This window comes from Streptomyces sp. NPDC018029 (genome assembly GCF_044327655.1).
Lineage (GTDB): Bacteria > Actinomycetota > Actinomycetes > Streptomycetales > Streptomycetaceae > Streptomyces.
On record NZ_JBIRFV010000005.1, the window covers coordinates 299,645 to 321,377 of the forward strand.

Genomic DNA, 21,733 nt, shown 5'->3' on the forward strand with positions numbered 1-21,733 from the left:
GCGGGTGGGCGTCAGCGGCCCCGGTACGACGGGGTGCGGCGCTCGACGAAGCTGCTCACGCCTTCCCTCGCGTCCGCCGTGGTCATGTTGATCTCCTGGGCCGCCGCCTCGGCCGCGAAGGCCGTCGCGCGGTCCGACTCCAGGGACGCGTTGACCAGTTGCTTGGTCAGGGCGAGGGCGCGGGTCGGACCGGCCGCGAGCCGCTGCGCCCACTCCCGTGCCGTCTTCTCCAGCTCGTCGGCCGGTACGACGCGGTTGACGAGCCCCATCCGTTCGGCGTCGGCGGCGGACAGGGAGTCCCCGAAGAACATCAGCTCCTTGGCGCGCTGCGGTCCGATCAGCCGGGGCAGCAGATAGGCGCCGCCGCCGTCCGGCACGAGGCCGCGGCGCACGAACACCTCGATGAATCGGGCCGGTTCGGCGGCGATGACCAGGTCGCAGGCGAACGCCAGGTGGGCGCCGATGCCGGCGGCGGTGCCGTTCACCGCGGCGATCACCGGCTTCTCGCAGTCGAGGACCGCGGCGACGAGCCGCTGCGCGCCCTGGCGGATGGTGCGGGCGACGTCACCGGGCACGCGCTCGCCCGAACCGGAGGCCCCGGATGCTCCGGGCGCCCCGCTCGCCCCGCTCGCCCCGCGCAGGTCGGCTCCCGCGCAGAATCCCTTGCCGGTCGCGGTGATCACGACGGCCCGTACGGCGGGGTCGCCGGAGGCCTCGCCGAGCAGGCCGATGACGCATTCGCGCTGGTCAGGGGTGAGGGCGTTCAGGGCTTCCGGCCGGTTCAGCGTGATCCACGAGACGACGTTGTCAGTGGTGTGCCGTATCAATGAGTCGAGAGGTTCGAGGGGTTCGACGGGTCCGGGGGAGGCTGTCATGGGGGAGTGGCTCCGTTGTGTACGGGGACGGGTGCGGGCACGGACACGGGCGTTGATGTCGGCATTGGCGCGGACGGCGTGCGGGCGGCTCCGGGCGCGGGGCGGGGGTGGCCTAGCGGCAGACGGCGAGCGCGTCGAGGGCGACGGCTCCCTGCCCGCGCGGCAGCACCATCAGGGGATTGATGTCCAGCTCCGCGAGGTCGTCACCGAGTTCAAGGGCCATGCGCTGCACCCGCAGGACGACTTCCACGAGCGCGTCGACGTCGGCGGGAGCCGCCCCTCTGACCCCGTCGAGGAGCGCGCGCCCGCGCAGCTCGGACAGCATCGCCTTCGCCTGGTCCTCGCCGAAGGGCGGCACCCGCACGGCCACGTCCCGCAGCACCTCGACGAGTACGCCGCCGAGCCCGACCGTCACCGTCGGCCCGAAGAGCGCGTCGTGCGTGACGCCGACGACCATCTCGACGCCCGGCTCGACCATCTGACAGACGAGGACGCCGTCCAGCGGGACGTCCTCGTAGCGGGCGATGTCCGTCAGCTCCCGATAGGCGTCCCGCACCTGGCTCGCCGAGGTCAGCCCGATCTTCACGAGCCCCAGCTCGGTCTTGTGCGCGAGCTGCGGCCCCGACGCCTTCATGACGACCGGATAGCCGACGAGCCCGGCCGCCCGGACGGCCGCCGCCGCGCTGGTCACCAACTGCTCCCGAGGCACCCTGATGCCGTACGCGCGCAGCAGCTGCTTCGCCGCGTGCTCGCTGAGCTGCTGGCCGGGCCGCATCAGGGCCTGCGCCTTGCGGAAGGAGGGGGACGGCGTGCGCGGCGCCTCGTCGAAGGGGGAGCGGTAGCCGGTCGTGAAGCGGTGGTGGTCCAGATGCGCGCGCACCGCCGTGATGCAGTTGGCGAAGGTGCGGAAGGTGGCGACGCGCGAGGAGCCGAGGAGCGTCCTGCGATAGGCGTCCTCGGTGCCGACGGGCGAGCCCCACACCACGCACACCAGCTTGTCCGTCTGCTCCGCCGCGTCCACCAGGTCCTGCGCGAGCTTGTCGCTCATCGGCGGGAAGGGGCCGGTGATCGGGCAGATCAGCACCCCCACCTGCGGGTCGTCGAGGATCGCGTCGATGATCTTGCGGCCGCGCCAGTCGCCGACGGGGTGCCCGCCGTTGTCGACGGGGTTGGCGACGTTCAGGTACTCGGGTATCCACTGGTGCAGCTCCGCCTGCTTGGCGGCGGAGAGGGTGGGCAGGGAGAGGCCGGCCTCCGTCGCCAGGTCCGAGAAGTGCGCGCCCGTGCCGCCCGAGATCGAATAGACGGCGACCCCGTCGGCCCGCGGTGTGCGGGCCCGCGCCAACAGGGCGGCGGTGTCCTGGAGTTCGTCGAGTCCGTCGACGCGGATCACGCCGAACTGCCGCATCGCCGCGTCCACCACCGTGTCGGCGCCGGTCAGTTTGCCGGTGTGTGAGGCGGCCGTGCGGGCGCCGGTCTCGGTGCGGCCGACCTTCACGGCGACGACGGGCACGCCGCGCCGGGCCGCCCGGTCGGCGGCGAGCAGGAAGGCGCGGCCGTCCTTGAGTCCCTCGATGTAGCAGGCTATGGCGCCGACCTCGGGCCGTTCGGCGAAGTAGGAGATGAAGTCGGAGGTCTCCAGGTCGGCTTCGTTGCCGGTGGGCGCCCAGTGGGAGAGGCGGACGCCGAGCTCCTGCATCGCGAAGACGGGGCGGCCCTGGTGGCCGGACTGGGTGATGAGGGCGACGGCGGGCCCTTCGAGGTCCTCACGGAAGTGCTCGAAGGCGTTGAGGTTGGTGTTCGGGCCGAGCAGCCGGAGGCCCGAGCGCTGGACGGCGGCGGCGAGGCGGGCCTGGGCGGCGGCTCCCTCCTCCCCGGTCTCGGCGAACCCGGAGGCGAAGGCGACGGCGAACCGCACCTTCTCCTCGGCGAGCCGCTCGATGACGGGCAGCGGGTCGCCGACCAGCAGGACGGCGAGGTCGACCTGTTCCGGCAGGTCCGCGACAGAGGGGAAGCAGGGGATGCCGAAAACCGACTGACGCGTGGGGTGCACGGGGTGCAGACGCGCGCCGACCCGCTCGGCCCAGGCGATGAGCTGGCGGGTGATGCCGGTGTTGGGCCGGCCCTCGGCGTCCGAGGCGCCGATGACGGCGACGGAGTTCGGGCGGAAGAAGCGGTCCAGGTCGGGTACGCCGGAGTACAGCGGCCGGCCGCTGACGTCCAGGTCGTCCGCCGTGACGGCCCGGCCGTGGACGGCGCCGGGAGGGAGTTCGCCGCAGGCCACGACGTGTGCGCGGCGGGGGTCGGTGGTGAAGGTGCCGTGAGTCGATCCAAGCATCGGTCCGCCCGCTCCTGTGTGACAGCACGTATCTGACGCACAGTCAGGTTACGCAACTGACGCTTCGTCAGGAACGGTGCTGCACGTAAAGCCTCCGGCGGGGCGGGGTGGGTGGGGCGCGGTCGTCCGCCTCGTCTACGGAAGCGCAGGATCCTTGCGGTGCCAAGGTCGTGAATCGGCCGCGGGTTGGTTGTGGCTGGGCGCGCAGTTCCCCGCGCCCCTGGGAGGCGCCCTGCGGGCGGCCTCCCCCGATAGCCCCCCCCGACAGCCCCCCGCGCCTGAAAGGCGCATCCTGCGGGTGGCCTATCCCGGGGTGCCCGGCCCACCAGCGCCACAGGGCCCACCGGCGCTGCCGGAACTACCGGGCCTCCCCGTACTGCCGGAGCTGCCGGAGCTGCCGGAGCTGCCGGAGCTACCGAAACGACCGGAGCTGACCGGAGCTGCCGGAACGGTCGGAGCTACTGGGGTAGTCGGGCTACTGCCTTGGCGATTTTTTTGGCGTCTCGGGAGAGTTCGCGGAGCATGCCGCTGATGGGGTTGGTGAAGCCGGTGAAGTACAGGGCGGGGGCATGGGGCGGGGTGTGGGGGCCGTGGGTGGTTGGGCGGCCCCTGGGGTCGAGGATGTCGAGGTGGCCGACAAGGCCTTCGAGGGCGCGGCGGTAGCCGGTGGCTGCGATGACGGTGTCGGGGGCGATCCTGTTGCCGTCGGCGAGGACGACCTTGTCGTCCTCGAAGGACTCCAGGGCGGCGACCGGCTCCACCCGGCCCTTGCGTACGGCGTCGATCAGGCCGACGTCCTGCACCGGGACCGAGCCCCGCTTCGCCCGCGAGTACAAGCCGGTGTCGGGGCGTGGCAGTCCTCGCGAGGTGAGGTCGGGGACGGCGAGCCTGGTGATCGGCCGCGCGAGGCGGTCGACCAGGGCGACGGGGAGCCTGCGGCACAGGATGGCGGCGCGTTGGGCGGGCCAGCCCGCCGTGGTGCGGCGCACGATGTGCGGGGCGGTGCGCACCGCGAGGCGGACCCGGGCGGCGCCGCCCTCCACGAGGTCGACGGCTATCTCGGCGCCGGTGTTGCCGACGCCGACGACCAGGACGTCCTTGCCGGCGTAGGGGAGGGGGTTGCGGTAGCGGGCGGCGTGCAGGAGTTCGCCGGTGTAGGTGTCGCGGCCGGGCCAGTCCGGGAGGTGGGGGGTGTGGTTGTAGCCGGTGGCGACCACCACCGCGCTGCCGGTCAGTTCACGCCCGCCGGTGGCGTGCAGCAGCCATCCCGTGCCGTCGGCGGTGCGCTCCAGGCGGGCCACCTCGACCCCGGTGACGATGTCGAGCCGGTGGTGTTCGGCGTACTTCTCCAGGTAGCGGACGACGTCGTCGCGCGCCACCCAGCGGCCGAACGAACGGGGCATGGGCAGTCCGGGCAGGCCGGACAGACGGCGCGTCGTGTGCAGGCGGAGCCGGTCGTAGTGGCCGCGCCAGGAGGCGCCGACGTGGTCGGACTTCTCCAGGACAACCGCGCGGACACCGCGTCCGCGCAGGGCTGCCGCGACGGCGAGCCCGCCGGGTCCGCCGCCGATGACGTACACGGGACGATCCTGCATGAGCGTAAGCGGAGGGATCGAGTCGGCCATGACTGGAGAGTAACCGCGCGATTACTTGATGGGTGACGGTCAAGTCCGAAACCGGTTGCGAATAGATCACGAGGGGATGCGGGATGCGCGTCTCTTGCGCTCCCGCCGCCCCACACGTTGAACTGACGTAGCGTCAGAAGTGCCCGGACGCGCGGCAGGTCCCACCGGCCGTTCGCCGCGGTCGAGACGGGAGGGGACGTGGGGGTATGTGCGCACGGAGCACTGAGCGCACTGTGGCGTCTTTGTTCTTGAGGCGTGGCGCGTAGTGATGGCGAGTACGTACATACCCCCGCGGCCCCGCACCCACAGACGGACCCAAGGCGCGGACGCCGGCCCCGCCCGACCCGCAGCCGACCCTCTCTCCTGATCGGAGTCCCACGTGAGTACGGACCAGCGTGCTGCCGAACCCCGCTTCGACCTCCCCGAGACCGATGCCTTCACCCGGACCTACTGGGACGCGGCAGCCGCAGGCCGGTTGTTGATACGCCGCTGCGGGGCGTGCGGCGCGGCGCATCACTATCCGCGTGAGTTCTGTCCGCACTGCTGGAGCGAGGACGTCACCTGGGAGCAGGCGAGCGGGCGGGGCGCGCTCTACACCTGGTCCGTCGTGCACCGGAACGACCTGCCGCCGTTCGGCAGCCGCGTCCCGTACGTCGCCGCCGTCGTCGACCTCGCGGAGGGGCCTCGCATGATGACGGAGATCGTCGAGTGCGAGGAGGAGGGAGCGGCGCTGCGGGTCGGTATGGCGGTGGAGGTGACCTTCCGGGAGGCGGCGGAGGGAGTGGCGGTGCCGGTGTTCCGGCCGGCGCGCGTCGACGGGTGAGCCGCGCCCCGCATCCCAGGAGTGGAGGCCGAACGCGGAGGTGAAAAACGGGAGGCAACCGGCCCGGCCCCCGAGGGAACATGGGCCATGTCTCCAGAAACCCCACCCGATTCCACGCCCTCTGTGACCCCGTCCCCCGCCCCCGGCTGGCAATTGACCACCGACCTCGACGGGTTCCTGACCCGGAGCGAGGCGTATCTGCGGTCCGAACCAGCCCTGCACACCGTCCTGCTCACCGTCACCGACACGCTCCGCGTGCGAGGGCTCCAGGCGTACGGGGAGGGGGCGCCCCTCTTCGGTACGTACACCGATGCCTCCGGTGCCGTCCTCGGCGCCTTCGTGCGGACCCCACCGCATCGCGTGTCCCTCAGCCCGATCGCCCCGCTCGGCCCCGAGGTCGTCGACGCGCTCGCCCGGCAGCTCGCCGACGTCAGCCCGGACCTGCCCGGAGTCGGCGCCGACCACGCCACCGCCGAATCCTTCGCCCACGCCTGGGAGAAGCACACCGGCGCCACCGCGACCCTCGACACCCGGCAGCGCCTCTACCGGCTCGGTGAGCTCACGCCGCCCGAGCCCGTCCCGGCCGGCCGCGCCCGCGTCGCCGGGGAGGCGGACCGGGAGCTGCTTGTGCGCTGGTGCAGGGAGTTCGGCGAGGCCGTCGGGGAGTCGACTTCGATGAACGCCGGCGACTGGGCGGACACCCGTATCGCGTACGGCGGCGTCACCCTCTGGGAGGCCCCCGACGGCACCCCCCTCGCGATGGCCGGTGCCACCCGCCGCGTCGCGGGCCAGGTCCGCGTCGCCCCGGTCTACACCCCCGCCGACCTGCGCGGCCGGGGCTATGGAGGCGCCGCCACCGTCGCGGTCACCCGCGCCGCCCTCGACGCGGGCGCGGCGGAGGTCCTGCTCTTCACGGACCTGGCCAACCCGACGAGCAACGGCCTCTACCAGCGCATCGGGTACCGGCCCGTGGGCGACTTCGCGCAGTACGACTTCGCCCGCTGACCGTCACGGCCAGAGCAGTTCCCGGGCCCAGCCGCCCTCGCCCTCCGCCTGCCGCCGGTAGCGCAGCCGTACGTGGCGGCGCCGCGCGTCCCCTTGGAAGTACTCCACTTCCAGCGGGTCCAGGACGTACAGCGTCCAGGTCGGAGCGTCCGCGTCGGGCTCCGCCTGCGCGCGCTCCCAGGCGGCCTGGGAGGACCGCGCCAACTCCTCCGAGGAGGGCAGGACTTCGCTCTGCCGGCCCACCAGCGCCGCCGCAAGCGCGCCGGTCGACCGGGCGTGCAGGTCGGCGAGGCTCTCGGCGTGCGGGGCCGTGGTGACCCGGCCCCTGACGCGGATCTGCCGCCCCTGCGCCGCCCAGTAGAAGTGCAGGGCGGCCTCGGGCCTGGCCGCGAGCTGGCGGCCCTTCGTGCTGGTCGCGTGCGAGGCGAAGTGCCACCCGAGCTCGTCGGCGTCGTGCAGCATCACGGTCCGCACGTCGGGACCGCCGTCCTCCGCCACCGTCGCGAGCTGCATCGTGTGCGGCTCGGGCTGCCCGGCGTCGACCGCCTCCGCGAACCACGCGTGGAAGAGGGGCAGCGGTGCGGCGGGGGCGTGCGCCGGGTCGAAGACGGGGAGTTCTACGTCCCAGACCTTCTGGGCCCGGAGCAGCGTACGGAAGGTCTCCTGCGGAACGGGTGATGTCATGCGTCGATTGTGACCTCCTGCCACTCCCGCCCCGCTACTCCCACTCCACCGCTCCACCGCTCCCGTCACTCCGGCCCTCCGACGAGCTGGGCCATCAGGACGCCGTGCAGCAGCTCCCCGTCCACGAACACCCCCTCCCGGGGCGCCCCGCACCGCCAGCTCAGCGGATACGTGTTGCCGTGCGCGGCGGGGACGCCGACGTACTGGTCCCGCGCGGCGGGCCCGAGACACGTGGCGCCCGGTGGCCAGTCGAAGTCCTTGCTCGTCCCCGGCGCGAGCAGGAAGTAGTTCCAGCGGCCCCCGGACACCTCGCGGATGACGGGCCCGGGGTCGCCCTCCGTGAGCATGGCGAGGTGGTGCAGGACGGCCTCGCCGCGTACGCCCCTGACCCGGATCGCGTCAAAGTGCACGCCGGTGAGGCGAAGTTGGTGGCCGTGGGCGGGTACCCAATCAGGGGTGAGTTCGCTCGTCATGACTACGAGGGTCGGGGTGACTGCGTAGCGTTACCAGAGGCGCAGGGGACACATCGGCAGGGCGTGGAGAGGGCGGTGGCGTTGTGGTGATGAGTGAGAAGACGACGACCGAGCGGGCGGAGACGGCCGTCCCGTCCCCGGCGCGACGCCTCGTGGGCGGCCTGCTGAGGAACTTCCGCGAGCGGTCGGGGCTGTCCCGCAAGGACGTGGCCGGGCGCCTGCTCGTCTCGGAGTCCCTGGCGGGGGCGTACGAGCGGGCGGAGCGCATCCCCACGTCCAACTACCTAGAAGACGCGGACACGGTGCTGGACGCGCGAGGCGCGCTGAAGTCGTGCATCCCGCTGATGGAGGAGGAGAAGTACCCGCCCACATTTGTGGGCTGGATGCGGCATCAGAAGGCCGCTGCCAGCATCAGTGGTTACGAGATCATGGTGTTCCCGGGCCTGTTGCAGACCGAGGACTACATCCGCGCGCTGTACGAGGAGCGAGTACCGCAGCTCACCGAAGCCGAGATCGAGAAAAACGTGACGGCACGGCTGGAGCGGCAGGCGGTGCTGAGCCGCATCCAGCCGCCGATGGTTGGGTACGTCATCGAGGAATCGGTGCTTAAGCGCCCCATCGGCGGACGAGAGGTGCTGCGGAAGCAACTGTTGCACGTGCTGGAGTGCGTGCGCACCATGCATCATCTGAAGGTGCAGGTGATGCCGACGGAGACCCGAGAGCACGCTGGAGTTCATGGATCGATCCAGCTTCTGAGCACCCCTGAAGGCCGTAACTTCGCCTACGACGAAGGGCAGATCAGCGGTAGGTTGATCTCAAAGCCGCAGGAGGTCAACCAACTCATCGACCGCTTCGGCGCACTGCGAGCCCAGGCGCTCACGCCCCGGGCATCCGCGGAACTGATCGAGAGGATGGCGGGGCAGCTATGAACGCCGAGCTGGCGTGGTTCAAGAGCAGCTACAGCACCAACGAGGGCGGCGAGTGCATCGAAGTCGCCTACACCTGGCGTAAGTCGAGCTACAGCAGCAATGAGGGTGGCGACTGCGTAGAGGTAGCCACCTGCCCCCACGCCATCCACATCCGCGACTCCAAGACCGCCCACGAGGGCGGGCCCACCTTCACGGTCACGCCCACCGCGTGGACTGCGTTCCTGAGGTCAGCGCCCGAGTACCACCGTCCCTGACGAGCAGAACCACCCGCCCGTCCCGGACGCCACCGCCAGCTCGGGCAGGCTGCCGTCGGGGCGGCGGACCTGCCCGTCGCCCGCCTGCCCCCGGAGCTGTCGTACCGCCTCCACCAGCAGGAACAGGCCCCGCATGCCGGGGTGCTGGGCGGAGAGCCCGCCGCCGTCCGTGTTGATCGGCAGCGTGCCGTCCCGCAGAAGGCGGCCCTTCTCCACGAAGGGACCCCCCTCGCCCTTCGCGCAGAAGCCGAGGTCTTCCAGCGTCACCAAGGTCATGTACGTGAAGGCGTCATAGATCTCGGCCACATCGATCTCGTGCGGCGTGACCCCGGCCCGCTCGAAGGCGAGGCGGCCGCTGACTGCCGCCGGGGAGACCGTGAAGTCGTCCCACTCGGACATCGTCGTGTGGGAGACGTGCTCGCCCGCGCCGAGTACCCACACCGGGGCGGTCGCGCAGTCCCGTACGTACTCCTCGGCGACGAGCAGCACCGCCGCGCCGCCGTCGGAGCGGATGCAGCAGTGCAGCTTGGTGAACGGGTCGGCGATCATCGGGCCGTCCAGGACCTCGTCGACCGTGATCGGGTCGCGGAACATCGCGTCCGGGTTGGTCGCGGCGTTGGCCCGGGCCTGTACGGCGACCGAGGCGAGCTGTTCCAGCGTCGTGCCGTACTCGTGCATGTGGCGGCGCGCGGCCATCGCGTACTTCGCGATCAGGGTGTGCCCGTACGGGACCTCGAACTGGAGCGGGCCCCGCGCGCCGAACGACAGGTTGGACGTACGCCGTTTCGCCTTGATGTCGGCGCGGGCCGTCGAGCCGTAGACGAGGAGGACGGCGTTGGCGTGGCCCGTCGCTATCGCGTCCGTGGCGTGTGCGGCCATGACCTCCCAGGTGGCGCCGCCGACGGACGTCGAGTCCACCCAGCGGGGCTTCAGGCCCAGATACTCGGCGACCTCCACCGGGGCCAGCGTGCCGAGGCCGGCCGACGCGATGCCGTCGACGACGTCGCGGCCCAGGCCGGAGTCGGCGAGGGCGCGGCGGGCGGCCTGGGCGTGCAGAGCGTAGGGCGTCGCCTCGTCGACCCGGCCGCAGTCCGAGAGGGCGACACCGACGACGGCGACCTTGCGGCCGGATGCGGAGCCTGAACGGATGGCAGCAGACATGAATCTGACGGTACATCAGATACACGCGCGCGGAAGAGGCCTGCGCCGTCGTCCACCCCCTGTGCATATCGGCACCCCCGCCCTAACATGACGGCCCGTCAGTTACAGGGCCGGGCCGCCGTTGGCCGGTGCCCGGGGAGGAGCCTGCCGATGGACGCCGCCTTCAGCGCGGAACAGGGCGAGATCCGCCGCACCCTGCGCGAGGTCATCACCAAGCGGTGCGGTCCCGACGAGGTCAAGGCGGCGGTGCGCACCCCGGCCGGTCACGACACCGCCCTGTGGACCGCTCTCGCCGAACAGCTCGGGCTGCCCGGCCTCGCGCTTCCCGAGGCGTACGGAGGGGTCGGCTGCACCTCCGCCGAGCTGGCCCTCGGCTGCGAGGAGCTGGGGCGCGCCCTCGCGCCCACGCCGCTGTTCGCCACCGCCGTCCTCGCCGCCCCGCTGATCCTCGCGCTCGGCACCGACGAGCAGCGCGCCGCGCTGCTGCCCCGCATCGCGGCCGGAGAGCTGACCGCCGCCCTCGCCGTCCCCGGCACGGGGCTCGCCACGGCGCTCGGGCTCGTCGGCGACAACCGGGGCGACTGGGCGGGCGGCGGGCGTGCGGGCGGTGTGCAGGCGCGGCTCGCGGACGGGGTGTGGCGGCTGTACGGGCAGGCCGAGCAGGTCATCGACGGGCACAGCGCGGGGCTGCTCGTGGTCGCCGCGCACGCGGGGGGCTTCGCGCGGTCCCGTACGCTCCTCTTCCTCGTGCGCGAGGGGGCGCCCGGCATGGTGCGGACCCGGCAGACCGCGCTGGACGAGACCCGCACCCAGGCCCGCGTGGAACTCCGCGATGTGGAGGGGGAGTTGCTGGGACTCGACGAGGCCGATGTGCCGGCCGCGCTCGGTGCGGTCGGGGACGTCGCCGCCACCGTCGTCGCCGCCGAGGCCGTCGGGGCCGCGGAACGAGCCCTGGAACGTACCGTCGACTACGTACAGCAGCGCGAGCAGTTCGGCCGCGCGATCGGGTCCTTCCAGGCGGTCAAGCACCGCCTCGCCGACGTGTACGTCCAGGTGCAGGCGGCGCGGTCGGCCGCCTATTACGCGGCGTGGGCGGCGGGCGCGGAGGCCGCCGGGTTCGGCGGGCAGGGCGCCGAACGGGCCGGCGGGCTCGCCCTCGCGCAGGCGCTCGACGCGCTGCGGACCGCCGCGTCCGAAGCGGTGCAGCTGCACGGCGGCATCGGCTTCACCTGGGAACACGAGGCGCACCTGTACTTCAAGCGGGCGTCCAGTGACGAACTGCTCTTCGGTCCGGTCCACCGGCTGCGGGCCCGCGCGGCGGACCGGGCCGGTCTGTTCGAGGGCGCCGAAGTCGAGGAGGCCGTCTGATGCCGGCCGGGCTGCGGCTGGTGCAGAAGGTGTCGGCCACCCGGGCCTTCGCGAAGGTCGCGCCGCACTTCGTGCCCGCCATGGACCGGGCCGTGCACCGGCTGACCAGGGGAAAGGTGCTGCTCAGCGCGCGCATGCTGCCCGGGCTCATCCTGACCGCGCGGGGCGCGAAGAGCGGCCTCCCGAGGCGTACGCCCTTGGCCTGTATGCCGGAGGAGGGTGGGGAAGGTGGCGAGAGCTGGGTGCTGATCGGGTCCAACTTCGGGCGCCCCGGGCATCCCGCGTGGACCGCCAATCTGCTGGCCAACCCCGATGCCGAGGTGAACTGGCGGGGCGCCGACGTGCCCGTGCGGGCGCGGCTGCTCACGGGGGAGGAGCGGGCGGCGGCTTGGGAGGCGGCGCTGCGGTTCTGGCCGCCGTATGCCGCGTACCAGGCCCGGGTGGAGCGGGAGATACGGCTGTTCCGCCTGGTGCCGGTCCCGGCGCCTGGTGCCCGTCCCGACCACAACGGCGGACCACCGAGGTGATCCGCCGTCGGGCTGACAGGACCGGGAGAGAGCTCGGGCGCAGGGAGCCCGGAGCTCTTCGGGCTACTTCGTCGGCTTTTTGCCGGTGACGCCCAGATGTACCAACATCGCCAGGTTCGGCTTCAGTTCGGTCTGCTTGACGCCCCACGTCTGGAAGCCCCGCTGGTGGGAGGCGACCGCCGCGAGCATCGCGACCAGGGAGCCCGCCATGGCCGCCGGGCTGACGTCCTTGTCGACCTTGCCCTTGGCCTGCAGCTCCTTGACGGTGTCCGTAAGGGAGTTGTTGACCGAGTTGAGGATCTTCATCCTGATTTTGTAGAAGCGCTTGTCGCCCTCGGCGGCGCCCAGGTCGACGACCCGCAGGATCGCGTCGTTCTTGCGCCAGAAGTCGAGGAAGCCCTCGACAAGGTCCTGGGAGGTCTGCCAGCCGGCCTTGCCGACCCAGGAGCGCCCGTCGAGCAGCTGGGTCAACTCGGCGCCCTCGGCGGCCATTTGCTCCGCGATCTCCAGGACGGCGCCCTCGACATCGGGGAAGTACTGGTAGAAGGTCGCTGGTGAAGTCCCCGCCTTCCGGGCGACGTCGATGACTTTGACGTCCCGGTAGGGCGAGGAGCTGAGCATCTCGCTGAGGCAGTCGAGCAGCTTCTGACGCGTCGCCTGACCGCGCCGGCCGGCCACGCGGCCGTCGACGGTACGTACTTGTCCTGTCATGCCGTCAGCTTACCGAGGGGTGATCGGAGCGCGATTCGGCCGAGTGCAAATGGGGTTGGGGCGCGGAAGCACGGCGCGGGGCGCACCTCGGCGCCCGCCCGGAGGGATCCCGTGGAAATTGGCCATACGTTCGAATCTTTGCGCTGCGGGGGCCCGGGCGGGCGGTTAGTTTGACTGGTATGGACTACGAGGGCGTGCCCTGCTGGGTCGACGCGATGCTCCCCGACGTCGAGGGCGGCAAGCGGTTCTACGGTGAGCTCTTCGGGTGGACTTTCGGCCAGGGAGGCGGGCCGGAGCACGGGCGCCATGCCGAGGCGTACAGCGACGGCCTGCCCGTCGCCGCGCTCGCCCCCAAGGCCGACGGCCGCATGCCCACCGTATGGACGGTGTACATGGCCACCCCCGACGCGGCCGCCCTGGCCGAACGCGTCAGGGACGCGGGCGGCTCCGTGATCACGGAGCCCCGGCCGGCCGGGGCCGCAGGGACGATGGCGCTCGTCGCCGACCCCGAGGGCGCCGTCTTCGGCCTCTGGCAGCCCGGCACGCACCACGGCTTCGGCAAGCGGCAGCAGCCCGGGTCGTACTGCTGGGCGGAGGTGTACTCGCGGAACAAGGATCTGGTCGACCCGTTCTACGAGCGCGTCTTCGGATACGGCGGCTTCGACCTCGATCTCGACGGCGAGGACTTCCGCACCTGGTCGCCCGCGGGCGCCGAGCCCGGCCCCGACACGGCGATCGGCGGCCGCAGCCTGATCCCGGCCGCCGCCGGCCCGGGCGCCCGGCTGCGGATCCCCGACGAGATGCCCGCCCACTTCCTCGTGTACTTCAACGTCGACGACGCCGACGCGACGGCCGCCGCGGTGACCCGGCTCGGCGGGCGCGTGCAGGCGCCGCCCCACGACACCCCGTACGGGCGGATCGCGGTCTTCACGGACAACCAAGGGGCCACCTTCGCGGTCCTCCAGGACTGAGAGACCGTTCGAAACCGCCCGCCGGACCAGGCAACACGGCATTTTGTCCGGAGACACCCCGATCGCGCCCCGGGTTCGCCACCGCCGCCCCGGACAGGAAGAATCAGGGTGCGTGCCGCCGTAGCGGCTCGGTGGTGAGACGCTGCACGGGGCTGTCTTCTTCGGCGGCCGCGTACGGGGAGGTGGCAGGGCAAGTGGTGGATCAGCTGACGCAGCACGATCCGAGGCGGATCGGCCCGTTCGAGGTCCTCGGCAGGCTGGGCGCCGGTGGCATGGGCCTGGTCTATCTCGCGCGCTCCGCGTCGGGGCGGCGCGTGGCGATCAAGACGGTGCGGACCGAGCTCGCCGAGGACCAGCTGTTCCGTGTCCGCTTCACGCGCGAGGTCGAGGCGGCCCGCGCCGTGTCCGGTTTCTATACGGCGGCCGTGGTGGACGCCGATCCGCGGGCCGCCGTGCCCTGGCTCGCCACCGCGTACGTCCCCGCGCCCTCCCTCGAAGAAATAGTGAACGAACACGGGCCGCTGCCCACCCAGGCGGTGCGCTGGCTGGCGGCGGGCGTGGCCGAGGCCCTGGAGTCCATCCACGGCGCCGGGCTCGTCCACCGTGACCTCAAGCCGTCGAACGTCCTCGTCGTCGAGGACGGCCCGCGCGTCATCGACTTCGGCATCGCGTCCGGCGTCTCCAACACGCGGCTCACCATGACCAACGTCGCCGTGGGCACCCCCGCCTACATGTCGCCCGAGCAGGCCAAGGACTCCCGCAGCGTGACCGGCGCGAGCGACGTCTTCTCGCTCGGCTCGACCCTCGTCTTCGCCGCCACCGGGCACGCCCCGTTCCACGGCGCCAACCCCGTCGAGACCGTCTTCATGCTGCTCAGGGAGGGCCCCGACCTCGAAGGGCTGCCGAGCGACCTGCGGCCCCTCATCGAGTCGTGCATGCAGATGGAGGCCGCCCTCCGGCCGTCCCCCGCCGATCTCCAGGCGCAGCTCGCCCCGCACCTCTTCGCCTCCGAGAGCGCAGACAACGACGACAGCGGCACGGCGTCCGCGTGGCTGCCGGAGCGCGCCGTCGCGCTCATCGAGGCCCGCCGCGGCGGCCGCCCGCCCGCCCGGGTCCCCGCCTCCGCCGGGCGCAGCGCGGGACGGGCCGCCGCCCCCGCCGTGTCCGCCGCCCCCGCCGCGCCCGTGACGGCCCCGCCGCCCCCGCAGCAGCCGCCGCCCGCGCCGCCGGCCCGGTCGCCCTTCGGCGGCAGCCCCGACTCCGGGCCCGTGCGGCTCGCCGGGGCGAAGGTGCCGATCGGTCCGGGACCGCGGGTGGCCGGCGCCCGCCCGGCCGTCGCGCCCGGCGCCGCCGCGCTCGCCGCCTCCTGGTCACGGTCGGCGGGCCACCGGACCCCGGGCAACGGCGCGGAACCGGCGCCCGCGGTCCCGGCGCCCGCCCCGGCCCCGGACGCGGCCTCGTCGTGGCGGCCGTGGCGCTTCCGGATGTCCAACGACGTCTGGGGCACCCCCGCCGTCGCCGGGAACCTCGTCTACGTGACGTCCTTCGAGGTCCACGCGCTGGACGTCGCCACGGGCCGCCGCAGCTTCAAGACGCGGGACGTCGCCTGGTCCATGGCGGTCGCCGACGGCCGTATCCACGCCTCCGACGGCCCCACGCTCTACGCCCTCGACGGCGCCGACGGCTCCGACCTCTGGCGGCTGCCGACCGACGCCTGGGTGTACTCCCTCCAGGCCGACCGCGGCACGGTCGTCACCGGCACGCGCGGCGGCGGCGTCCAGGCGTGGGAGGCGGCCAACGGCGAGAAGCTCTGGGAGATCACCGGCGCGCAGACCGACTTCGAGACGCCCGAGGCCGGGCCCCTCGTCCTCGACGGCACCGTGTACGTCTGGAAGGACGCCAGGCTGCGGGCGCTGGAGGCGCGGACCGGTGAGGAACGCTGGTCGTACCCCGTCGGCGACGCGGCCTCCTGCGGCGGCGTGCCGGTGCGGCTCGCCCAGGGGCAGGACGGGTACGTGTACGTGGCCGCGGGCACCCGCGTCCTCGCGATCGACGTGGCGAGCGGGCACGTCCGCTGGCACTTCGAGGCGCCCGCCGCCTTCCTCTGCCCGCCCGCCTTCGCGCCCGGGCCCGCCGTCACGGGCGGCGGCGTGTACCTCGCCGACTACCTCGGCACGGTGTACGCCCTCGACGCGACCGACGGCCGCGACCGCTGGCGCATCGCCACGGAGTCCCGCTCCTCCATCGAGCCCGTCCTCGTCGCGGACGGCCACGTCCACGTGGGCAGCGGCAAGGGGCTCTACACCCTGGACGCCGTCACGGGCACGCCGAAGTGGCGCTTCCAGGCGGGCGGCGAGGTCGTGGGCGCACCCGTCGTCGCCGACCGCCGCATCCACTTCGGCTCCACGGACCACCTGCTCTACACCCTGAAGGCGGACGACGGCCGCCTCCGCTGGAAGCTGGCCACGGGTGGCGAGATCACGGGCGCGCCCGTGGTGCGGGACGGCGTGGTCTACGCCTGCAGCAAGGACCGGTGCGTGTACGCGCTGGACGCGGAGCGGGGGACGGGGACGTCGCCGAGGGCTTAGCGGTGAGGGCGGTCCGGCGGGTTGTGCGGGTCCGGCGGGTTGTGCGGGTCCTGCCAGGGGGGTGGGGGCGCGTCTGTCGGGTACGTCGGGATCGGCTCCGTCGGGTACGGGTCCGGTGGGGGGTACGGGTCCGCCGGATAGTTGGGGTCGCCGTAAAGGTCCCCGTAGGTGGAGGGCTCCGGGGGTGCCGGTGCCGGAGCGGCCGGGACCGCGTCCTGTTCCGTCGCCCTGCGGCGCCCGCGTCTGCGGCGGCGCCCCGCCATGAGCGCCGCCGCGAGCAGCAGCACCAAGCCGCCCGCGAGGCTCAGCAGGACGCCCAGGCCGAGGCCCGAGCCGTCGCCCGCGACCGCCAGACTGCCCTCCGCCTGGCCCTGCCGGACCATCCACAGCACCGTGAAGCCGAGCACGAGCACGCCCGCGAGCGCCACGAGGAGCCGCGACCTCAGCACGAGACCGATCAGCGTCACGAGCGCCGCGAAGACGAACGGCAGGAAGAGGGAGCCGAAGAGCTCCGCCTTGGCGTCGGTGACCCCGCCGGAGAACAGCTCACCGATGCGGAAGTCACGTCCGGGACGGCCGTCGTACCAGGCTCGGAAGGGGCTCCATACGGCGGCCGTCGCTCCGGCGAGAGCGAGGATCGACCCGAGGACGTTGCGGACCATGAACGGGCCTCCTCCTGGCGTGCGACTCGCTGTGCGCATCCGTACGCGTCTCTCAAGATCGACGCTACGCCGAGTGCGTGAACCCCGCCACGGGAAGGGACGCGTGGGTCGCGAGGCCCTCCCCGCTACCGCGTACGGAAGTCGCCGCTCCGCCGCGGCCGCTCCGCGAACAGCTTCGCCTGGCGGTCCGGCGGCAGGTTCCCGAGGGCGATCAGATGGGGCGCGTGCGCCAGCGCCTGCGCACGGGCTGCCTCCTTCGCCGACCAGACCGCCCGCACCGTGCCCTGCACCGCCTCCGTGGGGTACGAGGCGATGGTCTCGGCGGCGCGGATTGCGGCGCCTATGGAGCCGCCGGGCGGCGTCAGCTCGGAGACGAGGCCGGTCTCGTACGCCCGCCGCGCGGAGACCCGCTCGGCCGTGCCCATCAGCGCCATCCGCGCGACCTCGCCGAACGGCATGCGCTGCGCCAGGTGGATCGTCTCGTACGCGCTGACCATGCCGTACGTGGTGTGCGGGTCGAAGAACGTGGCGTGCTCGTCGGCCACGACGAACTCCGCCTCGCCGATGAGGTAGAAGGCGCCGCCGCACGCCATGCCGTTGACCGCGGCGATCACCGGTTTCCACAGGTCGTTCGCCTTCGGGCCGATCGCGATCAGCGGATCGTCGATCGTGTACGGGGAGCTGGGCTGCGGCACGTCGGCGTCCCGGTCGATGCCGGTGCAGAAGGCCTTCTCGCCCGCGCCCGTCACGACGACCGCACGGACCGTGTCGTCGTACCGGAACCGCCGCCAGGTCGCGGCCAGTTCGTCCGCCGTCCGTACGTCGATGGCGTTGTGGCGCTCGGGGCGGTCCAGGGTCAGGACCGCCACGCCGGTGCCCTCGTCGACCGCCGTGCGCAGGGCGGCGGTCGACGTCACGGGCGCTCCAGGAGCCAGCGCGGGACGACGGTCCCGCCCACGTCCGCGAAGACGACCTGCACCTTCGCGCCGATGCGCAGCCGCTCCGGGGGTACGGAGTTCAGCTCGCCGTCGGGCGTCGCGACGAGGTTGCCGACGAGACGGATGCGGGGGGCGTCGGCCAGCTCGACGATGATCGCGTTGTAGGGGGCCTGTGCGGCGTAGGCGGGGAGGAGGGGTGGGTGGGGGAAGACGTACGACCAGATGCGGGCGCGGCCGCTCATGCGGCGCCAGTCGCTCTCGAAGGACTGGCAGTGGGGGCAGCAGGGTCTGGGCGGGAACCTTGGCTCGCCGCAGGCGGTGCAGGTCTGTATGCGGAGTTCGCCTCGGGCGGCGTAAGCCCAGAAGGGGGCGCCGTCGTCGTCCATGGTGGGTGTCAGGAGGGGTTCGGGGGTTGCGTCTGCCATGTGCTGTCCTTTGCCGGGTGCGGGTTTGTGGTGGTCGCGCAGTTCCCCGCGCCCCTGGACGGCCCCTGCGGGGCCCCAGGGCGCTTATGCGGACCTCAGTAGCAGTGCTGAGGTGGGGACCCCTTCGCCTGCTGTCACCAGGCACGTCGTCGCGTTCGGGACCTGGGCCGTGGAGGTGCCGCGCAGTTGTTTCACGCCCTCGTTGATGAGGTTGAAGCCGTGGACGTACGCCTCGCTGAGGCCGCCGCCGCCCGTGTTGATGGGGAGCCGGCCGCCGCTCTCCAGCGCGCCGCCCTCCGTGAAGGCGCCGCCCTCGCCGCGGCCGCAGAAGCCGTAGCCCTCCAGGGAGAGCGGGATGAGCGGGGTGAACGCGTCGTAGATCTGCGCCACGTCGACGTCCTGCGGTCCGAAGTCGGCCTGTTTCCACAGGTGTCGGGCCGCCGTCCAGGCCGGGCCCGAGAGCGGGTCGTCGTTCCAGTAGTTGACCATGCCGTGGTGCTGGGAGGGCAGGCCCTGCGCGACGGAGTGGACGTACACGGGCCGCTGGCGGCAGTCGCGCGCCCGCTCGGCGGAGACGATGACGCAGGCCAGCGCGCCGTCCGTCTCCAGGCAGTTGTCGAAGAGGCAGAGCGGTTCGCTGATCCAGCGCGAGGTCATATACATGTCGCGGGTCAGCGGGCGCTCGTACATCATCGCGGCCGGGTTCTGGTTGGCGCGGTTGCGGCAGGCGAGGGCGACGTTGAAGAGGTGGTCGCGGGTCGCGCCGTACTCATGCATGTAGCGGCGCGCGAGCATCGCTATCTCGTCGGCGGGGCGGAGGAGGCCGAAGGGGCGCGTCCACTGGGCGGGGGTGGGGAGTTGGACGGTCGTGTTCTTCCAGGGGCGCGGGCCGCTGCCGCGCTTGCGGGAGCGCCAGGCGATGCCGACGCTCGCCTGGCCGGTGGCGATGGCCGAGGCGAGGTGGCCGACCGTGGCGCAGGAACCGCCGCCGCCGTAGCCGACCTTGCTGAAGAAAGTCACATCACCGGCGCCGATGGCCTTGGCGACCTCGACCTCGTCGGTCTCCTCCATCGTGTACGAGGCGAAGGCGTCGACCTCGGACGGGGCGATACCGGCGTCGTCCAGCGCGTCGACGATCGCCCGGCACGCCAACTCCTTCTCGCTCTGCGCGAGTTGCTTGGCGAACGGGGTCTGGCCGATCCCGACGATCGCAGTAGCGTCCTTGAGTGAAGCCATGGGCAACGGCACCTCCGCCTGTCGCGAGCGTGTCAAGGCTGCTGACAGCGCGTCAGGCTACAGCTAATCTGACGGTTAGTCAGCTACTAGGTTCTCTGCGGGAGGGGCTTGCGATGCGCGGCGACCTGGAGTGGGGCAGCATCCCGGGACTGGTCCGGGCTGCCGCCGGACGGTACGGCTCGCGGGAGGCGGTCGTCGAGGGCCGCACCCGCGTCTCGTACGCGGAACTGGGCGAACGCGTGGAGCACGCGGCGGCCGCCTGCATGGCCAACGGCGTCGAGCCGGGCGACCGCGTCGCCGTCTGGGCGCCCAACACCCTCGACTGGATCGTCTCCGCGCTCGGCGCGGTCTCCGCCGGCGCGGTCCTCGTCCCCCTCAACACCCGCTTCAAGGGCACCGAAGCCGCGGACGTCCTGGCGCGCAGCCGCGCGCGACTCCTCTTCGTCACGGGCACGTTCCTCGGCACGTCGTACGTCGCCTCGCTGCGTCGCGCCGCGGCCGAGGGTCCCGGGTCCGGCCCGCTGCCGGGCCTGCCGCACCTGGAGGACGTGGTCGTGCTCGCGGACGACGCCCCGGAGGACTTCCGCACCTGGAAGGACTTCCTGGCGGGCGGCGACCGGGTGCCCGGCGAGGCGGTCCGCGCCCGGGCGGCGTCCGTCGTCGGCTCGGCGCCCTCGGACATCATCTTCACCTCGGGCACGACGGGCCGCCCCAAGGGCGCCGTCATCACCCACGCCCAGAGCCTGCGCTGCTACGGCGTGTGGAGCGATCTCGCCGGGCTGCGCGAGGGCGACCGCTATCTGATCGTGAACCCGTTCTTCCACACCTTCGGCTACAAGGCCGGGATCATCGCCTGCCTGATGCGGGGCGCGACGATGATCCCGCAGCCGGTCTTCAACGTGGACACGGTCCTCGCCAACGTCGCCGCCGAACGCATCTCGGTCCTGCCGGGCCCGCCCACCCTGCACCAGTCGCTCCTCGACCACCCCTCGCGCGACCAGCACGACCTGTCCGCGCTGCGGCTCGTCGTGACGGGCGCCGCGGTGGTGCCGCTGCGGCTGGTGGAGCGGCTGCGCACGGAGCTCCACATCGCCACCGTCCTCACCGCGTACGGGCTCTCGGAGGCGAGCGGCATCGTCACGATGTGCCGCCGCGGCGACCCGCCCGACGTCATCGCGGCGACGTCGGGCCGGGCCATCCCCGACACGGAGGTGCGGGTGGTGAGCCCCGCGGGGGAGCCGCTGCCGCCGGGCCGCCCCGGCGAGGTGCTCGTGCGCGGCCACCACGTCATGCAGGGCTACTTCGAGGACCCCGCCGGCACCGAACAGTGCCTGACGCCGGACGGCTGGCTGCGGACGGGTGACGTGGGCGTCCTCGACGAGGCGGGCAACCTCCGCATCACGGACCGCATCAAGGACATGTTCATCGTCGGCGGCTTCAACGCCTACCCGGCCGAGATAGAGCAACTCCTCGGCCTGCACCCGGAGGTGGCGGACGTCGCCGTGATCGGCGTGCCCGACCCGAGGCTCGGCGAGGTCGGCAAGGCGTACGTGGTGCGGCGCCCGGGGGCCGTCGTGACGGCGGACGACCTGATCGCGTGGGCGCGCCGGGAGATGGCCAACTACAAGGTGCCGAGAGCCGTCGAGTTCGTGCCGGAACTGCCGCGGAACGCGAGCGGGAAGGTGGTCAAGGGGGAGCTGCGGGGCGGCACTGCCGGTGCTATTCGGCGCCGGCCGCGATGAGGGCGGCCCGCTCGGCCTCGCCGCACTCCACGCAGAACTCGTTGCCCTCCGGGTCGGTGAGGGTGACCCAGCCGCGGCCACTGGGCCGCCGGTGGTCCTCGTACAGCTTCGCGCCGAGCGCGAGCAGCCGCTCGACCTCCTCGTCGCGGGTGCGGTCCTGCGGCTGGAGGTCGACGTGCAGCCGGTTCTTCAGGGTCTTGGTGTCCGGCACGGTCACGAAGAGCAGCGTGACACTTGCCGACTCGACCAGGGCCTCAGGGTCACCGGGGGCATCGTCGTCGGAGACCTTGCCGCCGAGGACCTCGGCCCAGAAGGTGGCCTGGCGGTAGGCGTCGTGGGAGTCGAACGTGAGGTGGCGCACGAGAGAAGTCATGGCCGGCACTCTCCGCTGTGGGGGC

The 21,733-nt window shown here is 72.6% G+C and carries 21 protein-coding genes; 9 read left to right on the plus strand and 12 right to left on the minus strand.

Going from position 1 to position 21,733, the window contains the following annotated elements:
- Positions 1–11: 11 nt before the first annotated feature.
- The 3 genes from ACH4D5_RS17675 to ACH4D5_RS17685 form a co-directional block, all read right to left on the minus strand.
- Entirely contained in the window at positions 12–875 is an 864-nt protein-coding gene (locus ACH4D5_RS17675) for an enoyl-CoA hydratase/isomerase family protein (RefSeq protein ID WP_398303151.1), read from the minus strand.
- Positions 876–987: 112 nt separating this feature from the next.
- Positions 988–3,213 carry an acetate--CoA ligase family protein gene (locus tag ACH4D5_RS17680; protein ID WP_398303152.1) on the minus strand — a complete coding sequence of 742 codons (2,226 nt, stop codon included), beginning with the start codon at positions 3,211–3,213 and terminating at the stop codon, positions 988–990.
- A gap of 458 nt (positions 3,214–3,671) precedes the next feature.
- The gene (locus tag ACH4D5_RS17685) at positions 3,672–4,808 is read right to left on the minus strand and encodes a flavin-containing monooxygenase (protein ID WP_398303154.1); all 1,137 of its coding nucleotides are present in this window, start codon (positions 4,806–4,808) and stop codon (positions 3,672–3,674) included.
- A 409-nt stretch (positions 4,809–5,217) separates the two neighbouring features.
- Here ACH4D5_RS17685 and ACH4D5_RS17690 point away from each other — a divergent pair, with 409 nt between their 5' ends.
- Entirely contained in the window at positions 5,218–5,661 is a 444-nt protein-coding gene (locus ACH4D5_RS17690; protein ID WP_398303156.1) for a Zn-ribbon domain-containing OB-fold protein, read from the plus strand.
- 87 nt (positions 5,662–5,748) lie between these two features.
- A complete protein-coding gene (locus tag ACH4D5_RS17695) occupies positions 5,749–6,666 on the plus strand; it encodes a GNAT family N-acetyltransferase (RefSeq protein ID WP_398303158.1) in 918 nt (305 codons plus the stop codon).
- A 3-nt stretch (positions 6,667–6,669) separates the two neighbouring features.
- Here ACH4D5_RS17695 and ACH4D5_RS17700 read toward each other — a convergent pair whose 3' ends face one another.
- Together ACH4D5_RS17700 and ACH4D5_RS17705 are read right to left on the minus strand one after the other, a co-directional pair.
- Entirely contained in the window at positions 6,670–7,350 is a 681-nt protein-coding gene (locus ACH4D5_RS17700; protein ID WP_398303160.1) for a pyridoxal 5'-phosphate synthase, read from the minus strand.
- A gap of 65 nt (positions 7,351–7,415) precedes the next feature.
- Entirely contained in the window at positions 7,416–7,823 is a 408-nt protein-coding gene (locus ACH4D5_RS17705; protein ID WP_398303162.1) for a hypothetical protein, read from the minus strand.
- Between the two features lie 89 nt (positions 7,824–7,912).
- Between ACH4D5_RS17705 and ACH4D5_RS17710 the strand changes: the two genes are divergently transcribed.
- A complete protein-coding gene (locus ACH4D5_RS17710; protein ID WP_398303164.1) occupies positions 7,913–8,752 on the plus strand; it encodes a Scr1 family TA system antitoxin-like transcriptional regulator in 840 nt (279 codons plus the stop codon).
- Complete coding sequence (locus ACH4D5_RS17715; protein ID WP_398303166.1) at positions 8,749–9,006, plus strand: DUF397 domain-containing protein; 258 nt, start codon at positions 8,749–8,751, stop codon at positions 9,004–9,006. The genes ACH4D5_RS17710 and ACH4D5_RS17715 overlap by 4 nt, the downstream gene beginning before the upstream one ends.
- On the opposite strand, the gene ACH4D5_RS17720 is transcribed toward ACH4D5_RS17715, so the two are convergent.
- Positions 8,980–10,167, minus strand: coding sequence for a thiolase C-terminal domain-containing protein (locus tag ACH4D5_RS17720; protein ID WP_398303168.1), 1,188 nt, complete (start codon positions 10,165–10,167; stop codon positions 8,980–8,982). The two genes, ACH4D5_RS17715 and ACH4D5_RS17720, sit on opposite strands and share 27 nt — an antisense overlap.
- A gap of 150 nt (positions 10,168–10,317) precedes the next feature.
- On the opposite strand from ACH4D5_RS17720, the gene ACH4D5_RS17725 reads away from it, so the two are divergent.
- Together ACH4D5_RS17725 and ACH4D5_RS17730 are read left to right on the plus strand one after the other, a co-directional pair.
- Positions 10,318–11,535, plus strand: a complete 1,218-nt coding sequence (locus tag ACH4D5_RS17725) for an acyl-CoA dehydrogenase family protein (RefSeq protein ID WP_398303170.1) — start codon at positions 10,318–10,320, stop codon at positions 11,533–11,535.
- On the plus strand, positions 11,535–12,062 hold the full coding sequence (locus tag ACH4D5_RS17730) for a nitroreductase family deazaflavin-dependent oxidoreductase (protein ID WP_398303172.1): 528 nt from the start codon (positions 11,535–11,537) through the stop codon (positions 12,060–12,062). The genes ACH4D5_RS17725 and ACH4D5_RS17730 overlap by 1 nt, the downstream gene beginning before the upstream one ends.
- A gap of 63 nt (positions 12,063–12,125) precedes the next feature.
- Here the strand turns inward: ACH4D5_RS17730 and ACH4D5_RS17735 are convergent, their stop codons facing one another.
- Positions 12,126–12,773: a TetR family transcriptional regulator gene (locus ACH4D5_RS17735; protein ID WP_398303174.1), complete on the minus strand. Its 648-nt coding sequence runs from the start codon at positions 12,771–12,773 to the stop codon at positions 12,126–12,128.
- A gap of 179 nt (positions 12,774–12,952) precedes the next feature.
- Here ACH4D5_RS17735 and ACH4D5_RS17740 point away from each other — a divergent pair, with 179 nt between their 5' ends.
- Both ACH4D5_RS17740 and ACH4D5_RS17745 read left to right on the plus strand, forming a co-directional pair.
- Positions 12,953–13,744 (plus strand): VOC family protein, encoded by a 792-nt coding sequence (locus tag ACH4D5_RS17740; protein WP_398303176.1) that lies wholly within the window; start codon positions 12,953–12,955, stop codon positions 13,742–13,744.
- 194 nt (positions 13,745–13,938) lie between these two features.
- Complete coding sequence (locus ACH4D5_RS17745; RefSeq protein ID WP_398303178.1) at positions 13,939–16,332, plus strand: PQQ-binding-like beta-propeller repeat protein; 2,394 nt, start codon at positions 13,939–13,941, stop codon at positions 16,330–16,332.
- Here ACH4D5_RS17745 and ACH4D5_RS17750 read toward each other — a convergent pair.
- The 4 genes from ACH4D5_RS17750 to ACH4D5_RS17765 form a co-directional block, all read right to left on the minus strand.
- Entirely contained in the window at positions 16,329–16,994 is a 666-nt protein-coding gene (locus tag ACH4D5_RS17750; protein ID WP_398303180.1) for a hypothetical protein, read from the minus strand. The two genes, ACH4D5_RS17745 and ACH4D5_RS17750, sit on opposite strands and share 4 nt — an antisense overlap.
- A gap of 125 nt (positions 16,995–17,119) precedes the next feature.
- The gene (locus ACH4D5_RS17755; RefSeq protein ID WP_398303182.1) at positions 17,120–17,911 is read right to left on the minus strand and encodes an enoyl-CoA hydratase/isomerase family protein; all 792 of its coding nucleotides are present in this window, start codon (positions 17,909–17,911) and stop codon (positions 17,120–17,122) included.
- Entirely contained in the window at positions 17,908–18,357 is a 450-nt protein-coding gene (locus ACH4D5_RS17760) for a Zn-ribbon domain-containing OB-fold protein (protein WP_398303184.1), read from the minus strand. The genes ACH4D5_RS17755 and ACH4D5_RS17760 overlap by 4 nt, the downstream gene beginning before the upstream one ends.
- An 84-nt stretch (positions 18,358–18,441) precedes the next feature.
- Complete coding sequence (locus ACH4D5_RS17765) at positions 18,442–19,593, minus strand: lipid-transfer protein (RefSeq protein WP_398303186.1); 1,152 nt, start codon at positions 19,591–19,593, stop codon at positions 18,442–18,444.
- 113 nt (positions 19,594–19,706) lie between these two features.
- Between ACH4D5_RS17765 and ACH4D5_RS17770 the strand changes: the two genes are divergently transcribed.
- Positions 19,707–21,335: a FadD3 family acyl-CoA ligase gene (locus ACH4D5_RS17770; protein WP_398303188.1), complete on the plus strand. Its 1,629-nt coding sequence runs from the start codon at positions 19,707–19,709 to the stop codon at positions 21,333–21,335.
- Here the strand turns inward: ACH4D5_RS17770 and ACH4D5_RS17775 are convergent.
- The gene (locus ACH4D5_RS17775; protein WP_398303190.1) at positions 21,313–21,708 is read right to left on the minus strand and encodes a VOC family protein; all 396 of its coding nucleotides are present in this window, start codon (positions 21,706–21,708) and stop codon (positions 21,313–21,315) included. The two genes, ACH4D5_RS17770 and ACH4D5_RS17775, sit on opposite strands and share 23 nt — an antisense overlap.
- Between the last annotated feature and the right edge of the window lie 25 nt (positions 21,709–21,733).